Annotated in this window: 18 protein-coding genes and 1 pseudogene; 1 reads left to right on the top strand and 18 read right to left on the bottom strand. The window is 65.0% G+C overall.

The window, feature by feature from the left end:
* Nucleotides 1–32 precede the first annotated feature (32 nt).
* From QCE83_RS22250 to QCE83_RS22215, 8 genes and pseudogenes are all read right to left on the bottom strand, one after another.
* Nucleotides 33–1,073, bottom strand: a complete 1,041-nt coding sequence (locus tag QCE83_RS22250) for an ABC transporter permease (protein WP_309816206.1) — start codon at nucleotides 1,071–1,073, stop codon at nucleotides 33–35.
* Complete coding sequence (gene rbsK / locus QCE83_RS22245) at nucleotides 1,070–2,002, bottom strand: ribokinase (RefSeq protein WP_309816203.1); 933 nt, start codon at nucleotides 2,000–2,002, stop codon at nucleotides 1,070–1,072. Before rbsK ends, QCE83_RS22250 begins: the two co-directional genes overlap by 4 nt.
* On the bottom strand, nucleotides 1,999–2,481 hold the full coding sequence (locus QCE83_RS22240; RefSeq protein ID WP_309818695.1) for an RbsD/FucU family protein: 483 nt from the start codon (nucleotides 2,479–2,481) through the stop codon (nucleotides 1,999–2,001). The genes rbsK and QCE83_RS22240 overlap by 4 nt, the downstream gene beginning before the upstream one ends.
* A gap of 66 nt (nucleotides 2,482–2,547) precedes the next feature.
* Nucleotides 2,548–4,938, bottom strand: coding sequence for an aldehyde dehydrogenase family protein (locus tag QCE83_RS22235; RefSeq protein WP_309816200.1), 2,391 nt, complete (start codon nucleotides 4,936–4,938; stop codon nucleotides 2,548–2,550).
* A gap of 27 nt (nucleotides 4,939–4,965) precedes the next feature.
* Nucleotides 4,966–5,973 (bottom strand): deoxyribose-phosphate aldolase, encoded by a 1,008-nt coding sequence (gene deoC, locus QCE83_RS22230; protein WP_309816199.1) that lies wholly within the window; start codon nucleotides 5,971–5,973, stop codon nucleotides 4,966–4,968.
* A 150-nt stretch (nucleotides 5,974–6,123) separates the two neighbouring features.
* Nucleotides 6,124–7,476: an LLM class flavin-dependent oxidoreductase gene (locus tag QCE83_RS22225; protein WP_309816196.1), complete on the bottom strand. Its 1,353-nt coding sequence runs from the start codon at nucleotides 7,474–7,476 to the stop codon at nucleotides 6,124–6,126.
* Nucleotides 7,477–7,663: 187 nt separating this feature from the next.
* Nucleotides 7,664–8,362: pseudogene (locus QCE83_RS22220) on the bottom strand (GNAT family N-acetyltransferase); the annotation flags it as partial.
* A gap of 82 nt (nucleotides 8,363–8,444) precedes the next feature.
* Nucleotides 8,445–9,038, bottom strand: a complete 594-nt coding sequence (locus QCE83_RS22215; RefSeq protein ID WP_309816193.1) for a nitroreductase family protein — start codon at nucleotides 9,036–9,038, stop codon at nucleotides 8,445–8,447.
* Between the two features lie 192 nt (nucleotides 9,039–9,230).
* Between QCE83_RS22215 and QCE83_RS22210 the strand changes: the two genes are divergently transcribed.
* A complete protein-coding gene (locus QCE83_RS22210) occupies nucleotides 9,231–9,869 on the top strand; it encodes an NAD(P)H-dependent oxidoreductase (protein WP_309816191.1) in 639 nt (212 codons plus the stop codon).
* 51 nt (nucleotides 9,870–9,920) lie between these two features.
* On the opposite strand, the gene QCE83_RS22205 is transcribed toward QCE83_RS22210, so the two are convergent.
* The 10 genes from QCE83_RS22205 to QCE83_RS22160 form a co-directional block, all read right to left on the bottom strand.
* Nucleotides 9,921–10,727 carry an ATP-binding cassette domain-containing protein gene (locus QCE83_RS22205; RefSeq protein WP_404985327.1) on the bottom strand — a complete coding sequence of 269 codons (807 nt, stop codon included), beginning with the start codon at nucleotides 10,725–10,727 and terminating at the stop codon, nucleotides 9,921–9,923.
* Nucleotides 10,724–11,509, bottom strand: a complete 786-nt coding sequence (ssuC, locus tag QCE83_RS22200) for an aliphatic sulfonate ABC transporter permease SsuC (RefSeq protein WP_309816188.1) — start codon at nucleotides 11,507–11,509, stop codon at nucleotides 10,724–10,726. Before ssuC ends, QCE83_RS22205 begins: the two co-directional genes overlap by 4 nt.
* 7 nt (nucleotides 11,510–11,516) lie before the next feature.
* A complete protein-coding gene (ssuD, locus tag QCE83_RS22195) occupies nucleotides 11,517–12,665 on the bottom strand; it encodes an FMNH2-dependent alkanesulfonate monooxygenase (protein WP_309816183.1) in 1,149 nt (382 codons plus the stop codon).
* Between the two features lie 58 nt (nucleotides 12,666–12,723).
* Nucleotides 12,724–13,698, bottom strand: a complete 975-nt coding sequence (locus tag QCE83_RS22190) for a sulfonate ABC transporter substrate-binding protein (protein ID WP_309816180.1) — start codon at nucleotides 13,696–13,698, stop codon at nucleotides 12,724–12,726.
* 119 nt (nucleotides 13,699–13,817) lie between these two features.
* Nucleotides 13,818–14,078: a hypothetical protein gene (locus QCE83_RS22185; RefSeq protein ID WP_309816177.1), complete on the bottom strand. Its 261-nt coding sequence runs from the start codon at nucleotides 14,076–14,078 to the stop codon at nucleotides 13,818–13,820.
* A 112-nt stretch (nucleotides 14,079–14,190) separates the two neighbouring features.
* Nucleotides 14,191–15,534, bottom strand: coding sequence for an LLM class flavin-dependent oxidoreductase (locus tag QCE83_RS22180; protein WP_309816174.1), 1,344 nt, complete (start codon nucleotides 15,532–15,534; stop codon nucleotides 14,191–14,193).
* A 34-nt stretch (nucleotides 15,535–15,568) separates the two neighbouring features.
* A complete protein-coding gene (locus QCE83_RS22175; RefSeq protein ID WP_309816173.1) occupies nucleotides 15,569–16,780 on the bottom strand; it encodes an acyl-CoA dehydrogenase family protein in 1,212 nt (403 codons plus the stop codon).
* A 37-nt stretch (nucleotides 16,781–16,817) separates the two neighbouring features.
* Nucleotides 16,818–18,506: an ABC transporter ATP-binding protein gene (locus QCE83_RS22170; protein ID WP_309816170.1), complete on the bottom strand. Its 1,689-nt coding sequence runs from the start codon at nucleotides 18,504–18,506 to the stop codon at nucleotides 16,818–16,820.
* 12 nt (nucleotides 18,507–18,518) lie between these two features.
* On the bottom strand, nucleotides 18,519–19,451 hold the full coding sequence (locus tag QCE83_RS22165; protein WP_309816167.1) for an ABC transporter permease: 933 nt from the start codon (nucleotides 19,449–19,451) through the stop codon (nucleotides 18,519–18,521).
* Nucleotides 19,452–19,468: 17 nt separating this feature from the next.
* Complete coding sequence (locus QCE83_RS22160; protein WP_309816164.1) at nucleotides 19,469–20,449, bottom strand: ABC transporter permease; 981 nt, start codon at nucleotides 20,447–20,449, stop codon at nucleotides 19,469–19,471.
* Nucleotide 20,450: the final 1 nt, after the last annotated feature.

The following is a 20,450-nucleotide window of genomic DNA, read 5'->3' as shown; positions in this document are numbered from 1 at the left end:
GAATTGGCTTCTTTGATATGTCACACGCAACACTAACGTCCGGTCGATGCAGGCGGCGGCACCTTGCTTTTGGGCGCAGCCCCGCCGATGCCGAAGATCGCGCGCACGCGTTCACCGCCAGCGAAGGCGAGCGAAGCGAGCAGCAGAAAGCCCCATGCGCAATCGCCGAAGAACTGCGATACGCCGAGCAGATTGAACAGACTCGACAGGAATTGCAGCACGGTCGCCGCAAGGAACACGCAGACGATGCGCCCATAACCGCCCGCCGGATTCACGCCGCCCATCACCGCGATCAGGATCGCGATCAGCAGATACGAGTTGCCGTAATCCCATTTGGCGCTGGACGTATGCGTCGCGCTGATAAGACCTGCGAGCGAGGCGAGCACGCCGCACAATCCATACGTGACGATCAGCATGCGCGCGCGCGGAATGCCCGCATAGAAGGCGGCCTTCGGGTTCGTGCCCATCAGGTACAGACGCAGGCCGAACGGCGTGCGCTTCAGGACCCAGCCGAGCACCAGCACGGCCGCGATGAAGATCCACAGCGCAATGGGCACTTGCAGGAAGGTGCCGTTGCCGATGTTCGACAAGGGATCGACGTATTCGACCCGCACCGATGCCCCATTGCTCAGCACCACCGCAATGCCCGTGAACAGCAGCTGCGTGCCGAGCGTGCAGAGAATCGGCGTGAGCCTGAGCTTTGCGATCACCACGCCGTTCATCAAACCGCCAAGCAGGCCCATGATCACGACGACGCATACGAACACGCCGGTATAGAGCGCGGGGGAATCATCGGCGGAAACCATGTGCGGCAGCAGCAACGCCGCGACCATGCCCGAGAGATTCGCGAGTCCCACGCCCGACAGGTCGATGCCGCCGTTGCCCGAGACCATCGAGAGCATGATGCCGAGCGCGAGCAGGCCGAGCTCGGGCAGTTGTCCGCCCATCGACTGAAGATTGTCGATGTCGAGGAACTGACCGTGCGACATCGCCGTGGCCACCAGCACCACCAGGATGTTCACGCCGATCAGGAAATTGAACTGGCGGTCAGCGAGCCACTTCGCACCTTTCATTGCGTGACGCTCCTTTGCTCGAGCACCGCGGTGATTTCGTCGAGACGCGGCATCGAAGGCGCCGTGCCCGGCCGCGTGACCGAAAGGCTCGCGAGCGCGCAACCGAAACGCACTGCATCGAGCGGACTGTCGCCGCGTGCGAGCGCTGCCGCGAAGCCGCCGGTGAAGCCATCGCCCGCGCCCGCTGTTTCCACCACGCGGCCACAGTTGAACGCCGGCACGAGCGTCGATTCTTGCGCCGTGTGCAGCAGCGCACCCGCTTCACCGAGCGTCACGATCACGGCACGCGCGCCCTTGTCGAGCAGCACGTCGGCGGCACGCCGCGCGTCATCGACCGATGCGATCCCGATGCCCGTCAATGCAGCCGCTTCGGTTTCGTTCGGCGTGATGTAGTCGCACAGCGGATAGATGTCGTCGGTCAGCGGCAGCGCCGGGGCCGGGTTGAACACGGTGATCACACCATGCTTGCGCGCAAGTTCCAGTCCGCGTCGCGCGGCCGGAATCGGCTGCTCCAGTTGCGTGACGAACACGCCCGCGCCCGCGATGTCTGCTTCGATGGCTTCCACGTCCTCGGGCACGAGCGTGCCCGCTGCGCCCGCTGCCACGATGATCGCGTTGCCGCCGGTGTTTTCATCGACGTAGATGTGCGCGGCGCCCGTGGCGGCATCCTGCATGACCGTGGCCCGCGACGTGATGCCTTCGGCGGCCCAGGTGGCCTGCGCGATGTCGCCGAAAGCATCCGCGCCGATGCGCGTGCAGAAGATCACGTTCGCACCCGCGCGCGCGGCGGCCACCGCCTGATTCGAGCCCTTGCCGCCGGGCCCCATCTTGAACGCGGAGCCCGCGACGGTCTCGCCGAGCAAGGGCATGCGCTGCGCGCGAAACGCGAGGTCCGTCACGTAGATGCCGAGAATGACGACGCTCTTCATCGCGCGCCTCCGTCTGAAGCTTCAGGTACATCGGGTGCAAGCAGCACGCCCTTCTTGAAGATGAAGCAGCCATAGCCGCGCGCTTCGCCCGTCGCGATCACACAATAAGCCTGTCTGGCGCGCTCATAAAAAGCGAAACGCTCGACGGGCGCGAACGGCAACGCACGGCCTTCGGCGTCGTCCACTTCGCGTTGTGCCTCGCGCTGTACCGCCGGCAGCGTGGCGGCGTCGCCGACCACTTCCATGCGGCCCGCAGGGTCGTCGACGAACGTATCGAGCGGCAATACCGACAGCACCGCGCGCACCGCACGCGGCGCGCTCGCGCCGTCCATGCGCAGCACGTGTCCGAGCGCGGTCTTGCGCGCCACGGAATCGGCGGGAAAATGAGCGTCGCAGATCACCACTTCGTCGCCGTGACCCATCGCGGCGAGCGCGTGCAGGATATCGGCGTTCAAGAGCGGATCGATGTTCTTCAGCACAGCGTCTCCTCCATGCATGGGCGCGTCTCTTGTCTTGTCGAGATCTGCGCCCGGTCAATTCCTTGATCAGTCTCCGTACGGCACCCAGATGTTCTTCACTTGCACGGCCTGACGCAGGAACGGCAGGCCTTCGCTTGCGGCATCGTGCCAGTCGAACACACGGCCCTGATCGACGAAGGTGCGCTTCAGGTTGCCCACCGATTCACGCTCGGCAAGCGCCGAGAGCGCGGCGCCATGAAAGCACCAGAGCGCATCGACATCATCATGTTGCGCAAGCGTCTGCGCCAGCGAGCGCGCATCGCCGGTCACGATGTTGAGCGCGCCGCCCGGCACATCCGAGGTCTCGACGACCTGATAGAAGTCCGTGGCCATCAGCGGACACGTCTCGCTGGGCACCGCCACCACGCGATTGCCGAGCGCGAGCGCAGGCGCGACGAGCGATACGAAGCCCAGCAAGGGCGCCTCGTCCGGGCACACCACGCCGATCACGCCCAGCGCCTCATGCATCGCCAGCGCCACGCCATGCAGCGGCGGCGCATGCACCGCGCCATCGAACTTGTCGGTCCATGCGGCGTACGTGAAGAAGCGCGTGATCGATGCTTCCACTTCGCGCTTCGCATCCCGTTCGCTGGCGCCGGCGCGCCGCACCAGTTGCCGGGCGAATTCATCGGCGCGCGCGCTCAGGTTCTCCGCAAGGTAGTACAGCACTTGCGCGCGATTGTGCGCGCTCGCCGACGTCCACTTGGTCATGCCGCGCGCGGCCGCTACTGCGTTGCGAATGTCCTTCCGATTGCCCTCGCCCACTTCGCCGACGATCTCGCCCGAAGGCGCGCGCACGAGTCGCGAATAGCCGCTGTCCGGACGCGCCTGCTTGCCGCCGATGAAGAGCTTCGCCGTGCGATCGAGCGCGCTGACGTTGCCCGCATCGGTCAGTGAATCCGGCTCGGCCGGCGCTGCCTTGCTTTCGCTGCGCAGCGGAAGCTTCGCCCAGGCGCGCGGCTTCAGGTATTCGTAGATGCCCTCGCGTCCGCCCTCGCGCCCGAAGCCCGACTCGCGATAGCCGCCGAAGCCCACGGCCGCATCGAACAGGTTGGTCGCGTTGATCCACACGACGCCGCATTGCAGGCGCGGCGCGACATCCAGCGCGCGGCTGATGTTCTCGCTCCACACGCTCGCGGCAAGCCCGTAGCGCGTGTTGTTCGCGAGCGCGACGGCTTCTTCCGGCGTGCGGAAGCTCATCGTCACGAGCACGGGGCCGAAGATTTCTTCCTGTGCGAGCGTCGAGGCGGGCGAGACCTTGGTGACCAGCGTCGGCGGAAAGAATGCGCCGCCTTCGGGCACGCCGACACGCGTCGACTGATGGATCTCGCAGCCTTCGCTCGCACCCTGCGCGACCAGCGCGCGGATGCGTTCGAGCTGGATGTCGTCGACGACCGCGCCCATGTCGATGCCCTTGTCGAGCGACGGCCCGACGCGCAGCGTGTCCATGCGGCGCTTGAGCTTCTCGACGAAGCGCGCCTCGATGCCCTCCTGCACGAGCAGGCGCGAACCGGCGCAGCACACTTGTCCCTGATTGAACCAGATCGCATCGACGACGCCTTCAACGGCGCTGTCGAGGTCGGCGTCGTCGAACACGATGAACGGCGACTTGCCGCCGAGTTCGAGCGTCAGCGACTTGCCCGAACCCGCCGTGCTCGCACGAATCAGGCGGCCCACTTCGGTCGATCCGGTGAACGCGATCTTCGCGACCCGCTGATGTTCGACGAGCGCGGCGCCAGTGCGGCCGTCGCCGGTGACGACATTGAGCACGCCCTTCGGCAAGCCCGCGCGATGCGCGAGTTCGGCGAACAACAACGCGGTGAGCGAGGTGAACTCGGCCGGTTTCAGGACCACCGTGTTGCCGAGCGCGAGTGCGGGTGCGATTTTCCATGCAAGCATCAGCAGCGGAAAATTCCACGGCACGATCTGGCCGACCACGCCGAGCGGCGCCCAGTCCGGGAACTCCTTGTCCTGCAACTGGGCCCATCCCGCGTGATGCAGAAAATGCCTTGCTACAAGGGGGATATCGATGTCGCGGGACTCGCGGATCGGCTTGCCGTTATCGAGCGATTCGAGCACCGCAAAGAGGCGCGCATGCCGCTGCACCATGCGCGAAAGCGCATACAGATGACGCGCACGTCCGGCACCGCCGATGGCCTGCCAGCCTTCGAACGCCGCATGGGCGGCCTGTACGGCGGCATCGATATCGGCTTGCTCGCCCTGCGCGACCGATGCGAGCACGCGGCCCGTGGCGGGTTCGCGTGAATCGAAACGCTCGGCGGCATCGCTGTCGCGCCAGGCGCCGTTGATGAAGTGACCGAAGCGCCCTTCATGTTGATCGAGCCAGGCGCGCGCGGCGCGATCGTCTTCCGGTGCGGGTCCGTAGTCCATCGAGGAGAAATAGTCGGCAACGCTCATGAGGCTTGGAATGTGAAGTCGTGCGGATCAGGCGACGGGATGACGATTGAACGCCGAATAGCGTCCGCTCACGTGATGTTCGAGCTGGCGTTCGATATCCGCCAGCAGACTCGATGCGCCGATGCGGAACAGTTCGGGTTCGAGCCACTCGCGTCCGAGTTCTTCTTTCATCAGGATCTGATACTCGAGCACCGACTTGGCCGTCGAGACGCCGCCCGCCGGCTTGAAGCCGATCAGGACGCCGGTGCGCGCCAGATAGTCGCGGATCATCCGCACCATGACGAGCGACACGTCGAGCGTGGCGTTCACGCCTTCCTTGCCCGTCGAGGTCTTGATGAAGTCGGCGCCGGCCATCATGCAGATCATGGACGCCTTGGCGACGTTCGAAAGCGTGCGGATGTCGCCCGTCGCGAGAATCGCCTTGACGTGCGCCGGTCCGCAGGCGGCGCGGAAGTCGCGCATCTCGTCGTAGAGCGCCTTCCAGTTTCCAGTCAGAACGTGCTCGCGCGTGACGACGATATCGATCTCCGCTGCGCCGTCGGCGACGGAAGCTTCGATCTCGCGCAGCTTCAATTCATGCGGATTGAGGCCGGCGGGAAAGCCGGTGGACACGGCGGCGACCGGAATGCCGCTGCCTCGCAGCGCGTCCACGGCGGTCTTCACATAGCGGTGATAGACACAGACGGCGCCGGTCGTGATCGACGCAGGCGGCATGCCGAGTGCGTCGAGCAGATCGTCGCGCAACGGCCGGCGCGCCTTCGCGCACAGGCGTTCGACGCGGCCGTGGGTGTCGTCGCCATTGAGCGTCGTCAGGTCGATGCAGGTGATGGCCTTCAGCAGCCATGCCGCCTGCGCGTCCTTCTTGACCGCGCGCCGCGTACCGAGGGTGGACGCGCGGCGCGCCACGGCTGACTGATTGACGCGCAGCCCGTCCAGCCACGCCAGGTCGAACGGCACGCCGGGATTACGTGTGCCAGCGTGGTCCTGAACCTTTCCAGGCCATGCGACGATGGACTTCGATGCAGTTTCCAGCATGAGATCGGTGTGCCGGCGTCTTGTGCGACGCACAACATGTTTTGATAGATTGATCTCAGTTTATATCAACTTTGTTACGATCGTAACATAGGGAAAGTTCGGAGGCGCTTCAGCCGGCCGGGTATGTCGGGGATGCCGTTGCAGAAAAAATCAGGCTGCGATTCCGTTTTTTTGTGGAACGCGCGGTTTCGCCAGGCCGAGATGGTCGCGCAGGGTGCGACCTTCGTACTCGCCGCGGAACAGTCCGCGCCGCCGTAGTTCCGGCAACACCCCTTCGATGAAGTCGTGCAGGGATCCCGGCAGCAGCGCAGGCATGATGTTGAAGCCGTCGGCGCCGAAATGCTGAAAGCGCTGTTCCAGTTCGTCGGCGATCTGGGCGGCGGTCCCGACAATTTGCCAATGTCCGCGCGCTCCCGCAATGCGGCGATAGAGTCCGCGAATCGTCAGGTTCTCGCGGCGCGCCAGTTCGATCATCAGGGACTGACGGCTCTTGCTGGCATTGGTTTCAGGCAACTCGGGGATGGGACCGTCGAGGGGGAACGACGAGAGATCGACACCGCCCGTCAGCGTGGAGACCATCGCGAGGCCGACGACAGGATCGATGAGCGCCTGCAGTTCCTCGAACTTCTCTTGCGCTTCCGCTTCCGTGCGCCCGACGATCGGCATGACGCCAGGCATGATCTTGAGCGAATCCGGATGCCGGCCAAAGTGCGCCATGCGGCCCTTCACGTCCGCATAGAACGCGGCCGCGTCTTCGAGTGTCTGCTGTGCCGTGAAGACGACCTCGGCCGTGCGCGCCGCCAGCGTCCTGCCAGCCTCCGACGATCCCGCCTGCACGAGCACCGGATGTCCCTGCGGCGCGCGCGCGACGTTCAAGGGTCCACGCACCTTGAAGAACGCGCCGCGGTGATTCAGCACGCGGCGCTTCGCGGGATCGAAGAAGATGCCGGAGGCCTTGTCGCGCGGGAAGGCATCCTCGTCCCAGGTGTCCCACAGCCCCGCGACGACGTCCGCGAATTCCGCGGCGCGTTCGTAGCGGTGCGCATGCTGCAAGTGTTCGTCGTGACCGAAATTGCGCGCTTCATGTTCGCTCGACGACGTCACGAGATTCCATCCGGCACGCCCGCCGCTGATGTGATCGAGCGACGCGAACTTGCGTGCGATGTGATACGGCTCGTTGAACGACGTCGACGCGGTGCCGACCAGACCGATGCGTTGAGTCACCGCTGCCAGCGCCGAAAGCAGCGTGAGCGGCTCGAACTGAGCTACGTAGCTGTGCGCGGTGCGGCTGAGGAACGGTGCGTCGTCGCCGCGCGTGCCGGAGCCATCGGCGAGAAACACAAGATCGAATTTCGCGGCCTCGGCGGCCTGCGCCAGTTGCGTGTAGTGCGCGAAGTTGCTGCCTGCGTCGGCCACAGCCCGAGGGTGGCGCCATGCAGCGATGTGATGACCGGTGGGATAGAGAAATGCACCAAGATGCAGATGCCCGCTTCGTCGAGTCATGCTGGGATCGTCCTTCGCTTGAAAACTTGCTTGAGAGCCTGATGGATCGGAACAGCGGCCCTGACGGCAGGCCGCGTCACGCTCCCCGATTCTCAAGCCCGGCAAAGGGCCTTCAAACGAAGCAAAACTGCATAGCTCAGTGCGCCGCGCGTGAAATGCATTGCACGCCGCGCGGGAATCAGTCCTCCCGCAACTGCGCAAGCGACGCGCGCTGCTTGCCGTCCGCATCGAAGTTATCGTCCGCCAGCCAGCGTTCGAAACCACGGCGCACGCGCGGCCAGTCTCGGTCGATGATCGCGTACCAGGCGGTATCGCGATTGCGTCCGCGATAAACAATCGCTTGCCTGAAGATACCTTCGAATTCGAAGCCCAGCCGCAGTGCAGTCTTGCGCGAGGGCGCGTTCAGGCTGTCGCACTTCCATTCATAGCGGCGGTAGCCAAGGTCATCGAAGGCATAACGCATCAGCAGATATTGCGCTTCCGTCGAGATGCGCGTCTGCTTGAGCAGCGGCGAAAAGGTCACGCTGCCCACTTCGATGACGCCATGCACAGGCTCGATGCGCATCAGCGCGAGTGTGCCGACCGCCTTGCCGCTCGAAAGATCGATGACGCTGTAGTGCAGCGGATCGGTGGAGGCCGCGGCCTTCGTCAGATAGTCGCGAAAGGCGTCGGCATCCGTGAACGGTCCCGCAAACAGATAGGTCCAGTCGCGTCCGTCCGGCGCGCGGCCATAGGCGTCGAAGAGATCGGCGCCGTGACGGTCCACGTCGAGCGACTCGAGACGGCAATGCTTGCCTTCAATGACGATGCGGGCCGGCCGCTCGCGCGGGGTCCAGTCATTCACCGCATCGCCGATGGGCTGCTGATGTTCGTTGGTTCTCGTCATACGTCGGGCGCTCCTGACCGTGAAAGGGTCTCGATACGCTACGGTACCGCAAACCTCGCCATGGACCTAGCGCCCGCCGGGTTCAGGCATCGCCCGACCAGCCGCCGAAATGCGCGATTTTTTCGAGCGGCAGGCGTGCGCGCGGCGCGGCTTCGCGCTCCGCAAGCTGGGCGGGAAGCGCCTGTGCGTCACCGTGATGCGCGACCGAAATCATGCTGAGCGGCACGTAGCGCTCGGGAATATCGAAGGCTTGTTGAAAGGCCGGACCATCGAAGCCGCTCATCGGGTGCGCCGCGAGTCGTAGCGCATGGGCCTGAAGCAACAGCGCCATGGCGGCGGCGCCGGCGTCGTAGCTCGCAGTCGCGTTCACGGTGCCCTTCGAAGTCAGCGTATCCGCCAGCACGGCGATCAACACCTGAGCCGGCGCATTCCACGTCTGGTTGAACGGAATCAGCGTGGTGAAGGCGCGCGTAAAGGCGTTCGGATCCACCGCTTTCTCGAACACGACGAAGCGCCAGGGCTGCGCGTTGAACGCCGAGGGCGCCCAGCGCGCCGCTTCGAGGAGCGAGAGAACCTGCTCGTGGGCGACGGCCTTTTCGGAATAGGCGCGCGGACTCCAGCGTTCGGCAAGCAGGGAATGGATGGGAAGGTCGGTTTGTGCGGGTCGATCCGTCATGGTGTATGCGTCAGCGAGTTGAGATAAAAAAGCAAGGCGTCTCAAGTAGATAAAAAACGGAATGAAACGTTCGATGCATAACCTTAGCGAAAATCATGCGTTCCTGTGCGAGGAGCCACTGGTTATCATGAATGATCCGCGGGACTGTCATGCGCTGCGTGGCGGACCGCCCGTTCATCTGGAGCATCGATCTTGACTCGACAACACTCATCGCGCCGCCCGTTCGTGGTTGGAATCGGCGGCACGACACGTCCGGCTTCGTCCACGGAGCGCGCGCTCGCCTTGTCACTGAAGGGCGCACAGGAAGCCGGCGCACGCGTGCAACTGTTCGGCGGCGCCTTCCTGCATGGCCTGCCGCACTACTCGCCGGAAACACGCCAGCTCACGGACGAGCAGCATGAACTGATCGAGGCTGTCCGCAGCGCCGACGCGCTCGTCATCGCCACACCCGGCTATCACGGCGGCGTATCGGGGCTGGTGAAGAACGCACTCGACACCCTCGAGGAACTGCGCAGCGATGAACGTCCATATCTCGACGGCCGCGCCGTCGGCTGCATCGTCACAGCGTATGGATGGCAGGCTGCCGGCACGGTGCTGACCTCGCTGCGTTCCATCGTCCATGCGCTGCGTGGCTGGCCCACGCCCTTTGGCGCCACCGTCAATACGCTCGAAACGCGCTTCGACACGGCGGATACGTGCTCGGACCCGAAGGTGGTCGAGCAGTTGCGCACCGTGGGCCGCCAGGCAGCGAGCTTCGCGCTGGCCTTCGGCGCACATGACAGCGATGCGTATCACGCGGTGGAACGCGAAGCGAGCATCGTGCAAGGCTGATTCAAGCGCTGATTCAAGCGAGTCGAGACAGCCTCCTGTCTCGACTCATCATCACGTCCGGCGCAATACCCGCGACAGCACCGCTTCCTCCAGTTCCGCAAACCGTTCGGCCGTGCGACTGCGCGGCCGCGGCAGGGCTACCTCCGTGTCCAGCGTGATGTGCCCCTGCTCGATCAGCACGACCCGGTCTCCCAGCGACACCGCCTCCTGCACGTCATGCGTCACCAGCAGAGCCGTGAAGCGATGTTCGCGCCACAGCCGCTCGATCAGGTCTTGCATCTCGATGCGCGTCAACGCGTCGAGCGCGCCGAGCGGTTCGTCGAGCAACAGCAGATCCGGCCGATGCATCAGCGCCCGCGCAAGCGCAACCCGTTGCTTCTGTCCGCCTGAGAGACGCAAGGGCCAGTCGCGTTCGCGTCCGCTCAAACCCACATCGGCGAGTGTCGCGCGGGCGTCCTCGCATGCGCTGCGCGGCAGGCCGAGCATCACGTTGTCGAGCACGCTTTTCCATGGCAATAGCCGCGCGTCCTGAAACATGATGCGAATGCCGAGCGTGTCGCCGGGCGTCGCGGCGTGGCGTTGCACGTCGCCGGTCGAACTGTCCTCCAGTCCCGCGATCAGACGCAACAAGGTGGACTTGCCGCAACCGCTGCGCCCGACGATCGAGACGAAGCTGCCTCGTTCGATCGACAGGTCCAGGTCATGCAGTACCCGCCGTTCGCCGAAGTGCTTGCCTACGCCGCGCAGGGCGACCGCCATGTCGCGCCCGACAGGCAGCCGCGCAACCGGCGACATCCGCGTGGGGGTTCGTCCAGGCGGGTCCACTTGTCGACCGGCGGCCGGTTTCACTGAACTCATGATTGCACCTCGTTCTGCCAGGACGGATGCCAGCGCAGCGTCGCGCGCTCGATGAGGCGAGCCGCCATGTCCGCCAGCTTGCCGAGCAGCGCATACAGCAGGATGCCGACCAGCACGACATCGGTTTGCAGGAACTCGCGCGCGTTCATCGTCATGTAGCCGATGCCCGATTGTGCCGAGATGGTCTCCGCGACGATCAGCATGACCCACATCAGTCCCAGCGCGAAGCGCACGCCGACAAGAATCGAAGGCAATGCGCCCGGCAGGATCACATGCCAGTACAACGCGCCGCCGGAGAGCCCGTAACTCTTCGCCATTTCGATCAGGTCACGATCCACCGAGCGGATGCCGTGATACGTATTGACGTACACCGGAAAGAACACGCCCAGCGCAACGAGCACGAGCTTGGCTTCCTCGCCGATGCCGAACCACAGGATCAGCAGAGGAATCAACGCGAGCGCGGGAATGTTGCGGATCATCTGCACGGTCGAGTCGAGCGCGATTTCCACGGGTCTGCTGAGACCGGTTGCCAGCCCGAGCACGAAGCCCACCGAGCCGCCCATCGCAAAGCCGGCGAGCGCCCGCCATGCGCTGACCTTGACGTTGGCCCACAGATCGCCGGACAGGATCAGCGTCCATGCCGCCTTCACGACCGCAAGCGGTTCGGGCAACACGCGGACCGACAGCCCGCCGCTGCGCGCCGCGCTTTCCCAGGCAATCAGGATCAGCACGGGCACGACCCATGGCAGCAGATGCCGGGCGATGTTTTTTTCGATCTTCATCGCCCGTTCAACCCTGCGCCGCACGCGGCAGTTCCGAGGTGCCGATCACTTCGCCGAAGGGCCCCGACAGCGGACCCGTGGGTGTGGCCTTCTGGCCGCGCGGCAGCAGCGGGAACACGAGTTCGGCGAAGCGATACGACTCTTCGAGATGCGGATAGCCGGACAGAATAAAAGTGTCGATGCCGAGTTCCGAATATTGCTTCATCAATCCGGCCACTTGTTCCGGATTTCCGACGAGCGCCGTGCCCGCGCCGCCTCGCACCAGGCCCACGCCGGCCCAGAGATGCGGATACACCTCGAGTGCTTCGCGGTTGCCGCCGTGCAGCGCGGCCATGCGCCGCTGGCCTTCCGAGTCCATCTTTGCGAACGAAGCCTGTGCACGGCGAATGGTTTCATCGTCGAGCTTGCTGATCAGGCGGTCCGCATCCGCCCGCGCCTCCTGCTCCGTCTCGCGGACGATCACATGCAGCCGGATGCCGAACTTGATGTCGCGGCCGGCTGCGGCGGCGCGGCGGCGAATGTCGTTGATCTTTTTCTCGACTTCGGCAGGCGGCTCGCCCCAGGTCAGATAGGTATCGACATGCTTTGCGGCGATCTCGTGCGCGGCCGCCGAGGACCCGCCGAACCACAACGGCGGATGCGCCTTCTGCACCGGCGGATACAGCACCTTGCCGTCTTGCGAGCGCAGATGCTTGCCTTCGAAGTCGAAGCTGCCGTTCTCGTGCGCGCTTTCCAGCAGGCCGCGCCAGATGCTAAGGAATTCATCGGTGAGTTCGTAGCGCGTATCGTGGTCGTAGAAGACGCCGTCGCCCGCGAGCTCGGACGGATCGCCGCCCGTGACCACGTTGATCAGCAGGCGGCCATTGGAGAGCCGGTCGAACGTGGCAGCCATGCGCGCCGACAGACCCGGCGAACTCAGGCCCGGCCGGATCGCGACGAGAAACTTGAGACGCTTCGTCGCCGGAATCAGGCTCGACGCCACCACCCACGCATCCTCGCAGGAACGTCCGGTGGGCAGCAGCACGCCTTCGTAGCCGAGCGTATCGGCGGCGGTCGCGATCTGCCTGAAATAGTCGTAGTCCGCTGCGCGCGCGCCTTGCGTGGTGCCGAGATAGCGGCTGTCGCCGTGCGTGGGGATGAACCAGAAAACATTCATTGCGATAAACCTTGCGTAAGCGTCTCGTTTTTTAAATCGATGCAGGCGGGTCAGCGCATCAGGCGACGTTCCAGCGCGCCGCGCTCACGTCGAGCTGTTTCGGAATCAGCTTGAGGTTCGTGAACACATCCGCGATCCGCTGCTGATACGCGAGCGTGGCATTCGTGACCGGCTGCACGCCGTATGCCGTGCGCCTGAGCGCGGTGTCGAGAATGTCCGCATCGAGACCCACAAGCGGCGATAGCTGCGCCGCAACTGCGGGCACGTTGTCGCGCGCCCAGCGATCCACCTGATCGAGTTCGTCGAGCACCGCATGCACGAGTGGCGCTTGCGTGCTCGCGATCTTGCGCGTCGCGAGGTAGTACTGCACGTTGCTGACGAGGTTCGTGCCGTCGACGAGCTGCCGCGCATGCGCCTGTTTCTCGACGGCGGCCAGATACGGATCCCAGATGACCCATGCGTCGATGCTTCCCTGAACGAAGGCCGCGCGTGCATCGGCGGGAGCGAGATAGACGGGCTGGATATCCGCATAGGCGAGGCCCGCTTTCTTCAGCGCCTCGACCAGCAGATAGTGAACGTTTGACCCCTTGTTCAAGGCCACTTTCTTGCCGCGCAGGTCCGCGACCGAGCGCAGCGGCGACTGCTGCGGCACGACGATGGCCTCCGCCCTGGGCGCGGGCGGTTCATTGGCGATATAGACAAAATCCACGCCCGCCGCCTGCGCGAAGATGGGCGGCGTCTCACCCACCGTGCCGATATCGACAGCGCCGGCATTGAGTCCTTCCAGCAATTGCGGCCCCGCTGGAAACTCGAGCCATTGCACGGTGACGCCCTGCGCCGCGAGACGCTTGTCGAGCGTGCCGCGCGCCTTCAAGACGACGAAGTTGCCGTATTTCTGATAGCCGATACGCAAGGTCTTCGACGCGTCAGCGGCAAGCGCGCCGCTGGCGGTGAAGGCCCCCGTCATACCCGCGCCGAGTGCGGCGAGCCTGACGAGCGCACGGCGGCGCGACACATTTTCCGGAACGAACATGAGGATTCCTCTGGCGATGAACGATGACATCGGTGATGCCGTCTGGGTTCATCGATCTTAGCAACGGGTCCAGCCATCGCTAAGCGAGCAATCGTCATAATCAATTCAGAAAAACGGCATCACTCCGGCGGAAGATCGGCGGGCGACTGAAACACGTCCACCGTATAGCCCATGTTGAAGTAGCCCGCGCGCGCATACAGCGCGATGGTTTCCAGCCGCTCGGTGCGGCTCGGCGGATCGTCATGCTGCGTCTTGGCGGAGGCTGTTCCGCACGCACAGTCCTGGCGCACACGCTGGAATGCGCGCATCCGGCTGCGATCGCGCCTCTCCCGCACGGAAGTCGACAGGGTTTGCCAGTAACGAGTCAGGATGTGCTGCATGGCTGCGCTCCCGCGTAGCGTGAATGCCTTGAATCTAGACCGTTGCAAAAATTCCGGCAAACAAACTTTTCTGCAATGCATTTCAGCGCCCCAATTTCGCGCACGGACCGCTTCAGGCAGCCTTCTCCGCCGCACGGCGCCCTTCGGGCACACCCAGCCCGAGATGACTGCGCAACGTCTTGCCTTCATACGCGCGGCGGAAGATGCCGCGTTTTTGCAGGATCGGCACCACGCCTTCCGTGAATGCTTCCAGCCCGCCGGGCAACGCATCGGGCATCAGGTTGAAGCCATCGGCGGCGCCCTGTTCGAACCAGTGAGCGATGTCGTCCGCGATCTGCTCCGGCGTGCCCACGATCACGCGATGCCCGCCGCCGCCCGCAAGCGCGCGCACCAGTTCGCGCACCGTATAGCCGTGCGTGCGCGCCTGGGCCAGCGTTGCGTTGAAAAAAGTGTGATTGCCGTTACCGTTATTCGGCGGCGGAAGGTCGTCGGGCAAACGCTGATCCAGCGAAAGACTATCGGCCGGCACGCCGAGTGTGCCCGCCAGACGGTTCAGGCTGTAGCGCCAGGGAATCAGGTCGACGAGTTCATCGCGCCGGCGCAGCGCCTCGGCTTCGGTCCCGCCAATGATCGTGGTCAGGCCCGCGAGCACCTTCACGGCGTCCAGTCCACGGCCATGACGCGCCGCGCGCAGGTTCAGATCCTCGCGATACGCCCGCGATTCATCGAACGATTGCGAAGCCGAAAAGACCGCTTCCGCATGACGGGCCGCAAGGTCGCGGCCATCGCCGGATGCGCCTGCCTGCACCAGCACCGGATGACCTTGCGCGGAGCGCGGCAGGTTGAGCGCGCCTTGCACACCGAAGAAGCGGCCACGATGCGCCGCCGGATGCACGCGTGCAAGATCGACGAAGCGGCCACTGGCCTTGTCCGCGATCAGCGCGTCATCCTCCCAGCTGTTCCACAGCGTCTTCACGAGCGTCGCGAACTCGTCGGCGCGTGCGTAACGCTGCGCGTGATCGGGCACGGCGTCGAGGCCGAAGTTGCGCGCGGACGGCAAGTCTGCCGTCGTCACGATGTTCCAGCCCGCGCGTCCGCCGCTGATGAGATCGAGCGTCGCGAAACGGCGCGCGAGGTTGTACGGCTCGTTATAACTCGTCGATGCGGTCGCAATGAGCCCCAGATGCTCGGTCGCCGCCGCCACGCTGGTCAGCAACAGCGTCGGTTCGAGGGCCGTGATCGGCCGCATGTCGAGCTGGTCGGCGATCGCGGCGTTATCGGCGAGAAAGATGGCGTCGAGGCACGCGCGTTCCGCAATCTGCGCCAGCCGCACATAGTGGTTCACGTCGATGAACGCGGCGGGATCGGCATCGGCGAGACGCCATGCCGACGGCACAAAACCGGAATGCAGCGCGTTGATATTCAGGTGCAACTGGCGCGGAGCAGCGGCGCTCATGAATGAGACTCCAGAAAAGTTCGGAACATCCGGTTCAGAAAACGCGGCCTTCGGTCAGATGCGTGGTCACGCCGTTCAGTTCGTAGTCGCCCAGCACCCGCGCTTTATGCAACAGCGGGTTATGGCTGAAGATCGTGCGCAGATTGCGCCAGTGCCGGTCGAAGTTGTGCGCGCGCGAAGTCGCCGACGCGCCGCCCGCCTCGAACAGACGCTCCGCGGCCTGCAGCGCGAGCTTGCTGACGACGATCTGCGTGCGCGCCGTCGCAAGCGAGCCTTCCAGCACGAGCGCTTCGGCATCGGCGGACCCATTGCGGATGGCGCGAGCCGTCCGGTCCAGCACACGCGCGTTCTCGGCGATCAGCGCATCGATTGCGTGGCTGTGCGCCGACAGCTCGCCGACGACCTGCTGGATGAACCCATCCTCGCGCGCACTCGGCGCCGCGCTGTGCAGCACGGGACGCCCGTGCTTCAGCACATAGCGCTTCGCGTCGGCGACGACATTGCGCACGATGCCCGCCGCGACCGACACCAGATGCAGTTGTCGCAGCGCGCTGCCGTGGCGTCCGACGAGCGTCGATTGCACGCGCGGAGCGACTTCGTCCTCGTGGACGACGAGGTTGTCGAACTCCAGGCTGCCGCTCGCGGTCATGCGCTGCCCCATGCCGTCCCAGTCGTCGAGCACGCGCAGGCCCTCGCGCTGCACCGGCACGATCGCACTGACCGACTCGCCGTGCTCGTCCTGCACGTTGAGCCGCGCATAGTCCGAGAACGCCGTGCCCGTCGAGTAATATTTCCGGCCGCTCAGGCGATATTGATTACCCTCGCGACGCAGTTGCGTGGTGATCTCACCGGGACGCGAAGTGCCGGCTTCGGTCGACGCGCCGCCGAAAATCGCGCCCTCGGCCACGCGCCGGATCTGCACTTCGTTGAACGGTGTGCGCGGCGACAACAACAACGCTTCGGTCTGGTCGAAATGGATGCGCAGCGCATGCGCCACATTGCTCTCGTGTGCGGCAAGCGTCGCGATCACGTGGAATACGTCTTCGAGCGAACCGCCGAGTCCTCCCCACTCCACCGGCAGGCGCAACTTGCCGAGACCGGAGCGGCGAAACAGCGCGAAGGCCTCGAACGGCAGATCGCGGCGCACTTCCCGCGCGGCAGCGTCCGCACCGATTGCTTCCGCCAGCGCGGGCAACGCGGCCAGTGCGTCATGCAGTGCGTCGCGGGCTTGAGAGTCTTGTGACATCGTTCATTCCTGTTGTTTGATGGCGCGCGGCCGGCCGTCAGGCGGCCTGCGCGTCGAATTGGCGGGCCGGCACGGCGTCGAGCAGCGTGCGCGTATAGGCATGCCGGGGCGCGCGCCAGATTTCGCGGTGATGGCCGCTTTCGACGATACGCCCGCCATGCATCACGTGCACGCGGTCGGCGATATAGCGGACCACCGAAAGATCATGTGAAATGAAAAGATAGGCTAGGCCCAGATCGCGTTTCAGCTCCACCAGCAGATTGAGAATCTGCGCCTGGATCGAGACGTCGAGCGCCGAAACCGGTTCGTCGCAGATCAGCAGTGCAGGTTCGAGAATGAGCGCGCGCGCAATGCCGATGCGTTGCCGCTGACCGCCCGAAAATTCGTGCGGATAGCGCGCGAGCGCCGTACTGGGCAGACCCACGCGATCGAGCATCGCGACGGCACGCGCACGGCGCACACTGGCATCGCCGACGCCGTTCACCGCCAGCACCGTCTCCAGGATCGCGCCCACCGTGCGGCGCGGATTCAGCGACGCATACGGGTCCTGGAACACCATCTGCACATGGCGCCGATGCGGCCGCAACGCGCGTTCGTCGAGCGGCGCGAGGTTCGTGCCGCGCAGGCGGATCGCGCCGCCCGCAGCCGGCACGAGGCGCATGATCGCTTTCGACAGCGTGGATTTCCCACACCCCGATTCGCCGACCAGACCCACGGTCTCGCCGCGTCCGATGTCGAACGACACGCCATCTACCGCGCGCGCGATGCCCTTGCCGTGGCGATGCGCATAGTCCACGGTCAGGCCACTTACCGACAGCAAGGGTTCGCCTTCGCCCTGCTTTTCCGGCGGCGTCTTCACGCGCGCCAGAGGCGTCACGTTGAAGGCCGTCTTGCCGTCGGCGGAAGCTGCGTGCCGGATTTCCGGCAGCTTCCATTCGCGATAGTGAACCTCGTTCGACAGATTCAGCGACGCGCCCAGCAGCCCGCGCGTATAAGCATGCTGCGGCCGCGTGAACAGCTGTTCCACCGGCCCTTCCTCGACTTTCTCGCCGGCGAGCATCACGGCGACGCGGTCCGCATGCTGCGCGACGACGCCGAGATCGTGCGTAATGAGCAGCAGCGACATCGACAGTTCGCGGCGCAATTCGTCCAGCAGTTCGAGAATGCGTGCCTGGATGGTGACGTCGAGCGCGGTGGTCGGTTCATCGGCGATCAGGAGACGCGGACGGCATGCCACCGCCATCGCAATCATCACGCGTTGCCGCTGCCCGCCCGACAGTTCGTGCGGATAATCCGCCACGCGCCGCTGCGGCTCGGGCACATGCACCAGATCGAGCAATTCCACTGCGCGCCGCTGCGCCGCCTGCTCCGACAGCGATTCATGCTGTCGCAAGGTCTCGACAATCTGCGCCCCGACCGGCAACACCGGATTCAGCGAGGTCATTGGCTCCTGGAAGATCATCGAGATGTCGCGACCACGCAGTGCACGCATGTCGCGCGGCTTCAATGCGAGCACGTCGCGTCCGTCGAAACGCACGCTTCCCGTCACCCGTCCGGGCGCGGGCAACAGCCGCATCAGCGAGAGCGCCGTAGCCGACTTGCCGCAACCCGATTCACCGACGAGCGCCAGCGTCTCCCCAGCCGCGATATCCAGATCGATGCCGCGCACCGCGCGATGCGCGCCGAAATCCACGTGCAAACCGCGCACTTCAAGAAGTTGAGTCAAGCCTGCACCTCGTCAGGAAAGCGGCCGCATGCGCGGATTGAGTGCGTCGTTGAGACCGTCGCCGAGCAGGTTCAGCGCGAGCACGGCCAGCACGATCGCCGCGCCGGGAATCGCGGTGAGATACCACGCGGTGCGCAGCGAATCGCGGCCCGCGCCGATCATGCCGCCCCACGTCACCACGTTCGGATCGCCCATGCCGAGAAACGACAGCGACGATTCGATCAGGATCGCGCTCGCCACCATCACCGACGCCGTCACGATCACCGGAGGTAATGCGTTAGGCAATATTTCCCCGAATATGATGCGCGTATGACTGAAGCCCTGACTGCGCGCGGCCAGTACGAAATCGCTCTGTCGCAAGGTACGGAACTCGGCCCGCACGATCCGCGCGACCGTCGGCCACGAGGCAATGCCGATTGCCAGCGCGATGACGGTGACGCCCGGATTGCCGATCGCCACGATCACGATCACCAGCAGGAACGAAGGCACCGTCTGGAACAATTCGGTGACGCGTACGAGCACGTCATCGATCAGCCCGCCGAAGAAGCCGCCTATCGCGCCCACCAGCGTGCCGATCACGAGTCCGATCGCCGCCGCCGATGCGCCGATCAGCAAGGACACGCGCGCACCGTGCGCAACCCCTGCTGCCACATCCCGGCCGAGCGAATCGGTCCCGAGTCGATATAGCGGATCAGCGCCTGGCCATTCGAACGGCGCTGCAACCATGTCGAGCGGATCGCCAGGAAAGAAGTGCGGCGCGCCGAGCGCGAGTGCAATGAAGGCGGCCAGCAGCGCGAGGCCCGCCAGCGCGGAAGGATTGCGCAGCAACGCATGCCACGCGCCGCGCGAGCCATGCGAAGACGTCGTCTGCTGTGCACGGCGCGAGCCGAACAACGCGCCCGCAAGCTGGCGTCGCCACGCGGAATGAGGTGAAGGAGTAGCCATGCGTGAGAGTGAGTGAGTCAAGCGATGCGTGGATCGAGCCACGCCTGAAGCAGATCGACCACGACGTTCGCGACGATCACCAGCAACGAGGACAACAGCAGCACACCGAGCAACACGCTGAAGTCGCGCGCCATGACGGCATCAAGCGCGAGACGGCCAAGGCCCGGCCAGCTGAAGACCGTCTCCGTCACGGCCGCGCCGCCGAGCAGCGTGCCGAAGTGAATGCCGACCATCGTCGTGAGCGGCATGAGGGCGTTGCGCAGCACATGGCGCACCGTCACACGCAAAGGATGCAGCCCCTTCGCATGCGCGGTGCGAACGAAGTCCTGGCGCGTGACTTCGAGCATCGCGCTGCGGGTCAGCCGTGCATAAATGGCGACGAAGAAGGAGCCGAGCGTCGCGGCCGGCAGCAGCACATGCCGGGCAAGATCGGCGAGATGGGCAAAGCCATGCAAATTGGCGCCCACCGTCACGTCGCCGCCGCTCGGCAGCCAGCCGAGATGCACCGAGAACAGGACGATGGCCAGCAGCCCGATCCAGAAGCCCGGCGTCGAATACAGCAGCAGCGCGAGCACGGAGAGCACGCGGTCCGGCCACTTGCCCGCCCAGTGCGCCATGACCGCGCCCAGCACGATCCCCGCAACGATGGCCAGCGCGAGCGCCGTGCCCATCAGGATCAATGTGCTGGGAAGGCGCGACAGGATCAGCTGCATGACAGGCGCGTCATAACGCGGCGAATAGCCGAGGCTGCCGTGCGCAAGATGTCCAAGATACGCGCCGAGCTGATGCAGCACCGGCTGATCAAGGCCGAACTTCGCGCGCAAGGCCTGCACCGTTTCCAGCGTGGCGGAACCGGACTCGCCTGCCAGTACATCGGCGGCGTCTCCGGGCATCAGCTTCAGCAGGAAGAAGTTGGCGATCACGATGGCGATCATCGTCGGCAGCGCCTGCCATGCCGTGCGTCGCGCTATGGCGGCGAAGCGGCTGCGTCGGTTCATC

This window comes from Caballeronia sp. LZ034LL, assembly GCF_031451215.1.
Taxonomy (GTDB): Bacteria; Pseudomonadota; Gammaproteobacteria; order Burkholderiales; family Burkholderiaceae; genus Caballeronia.
Note: the sequence above shows the minus strand (reverse complement) of the source record. Positions and strands in the feature narration are given on the sequence as shown.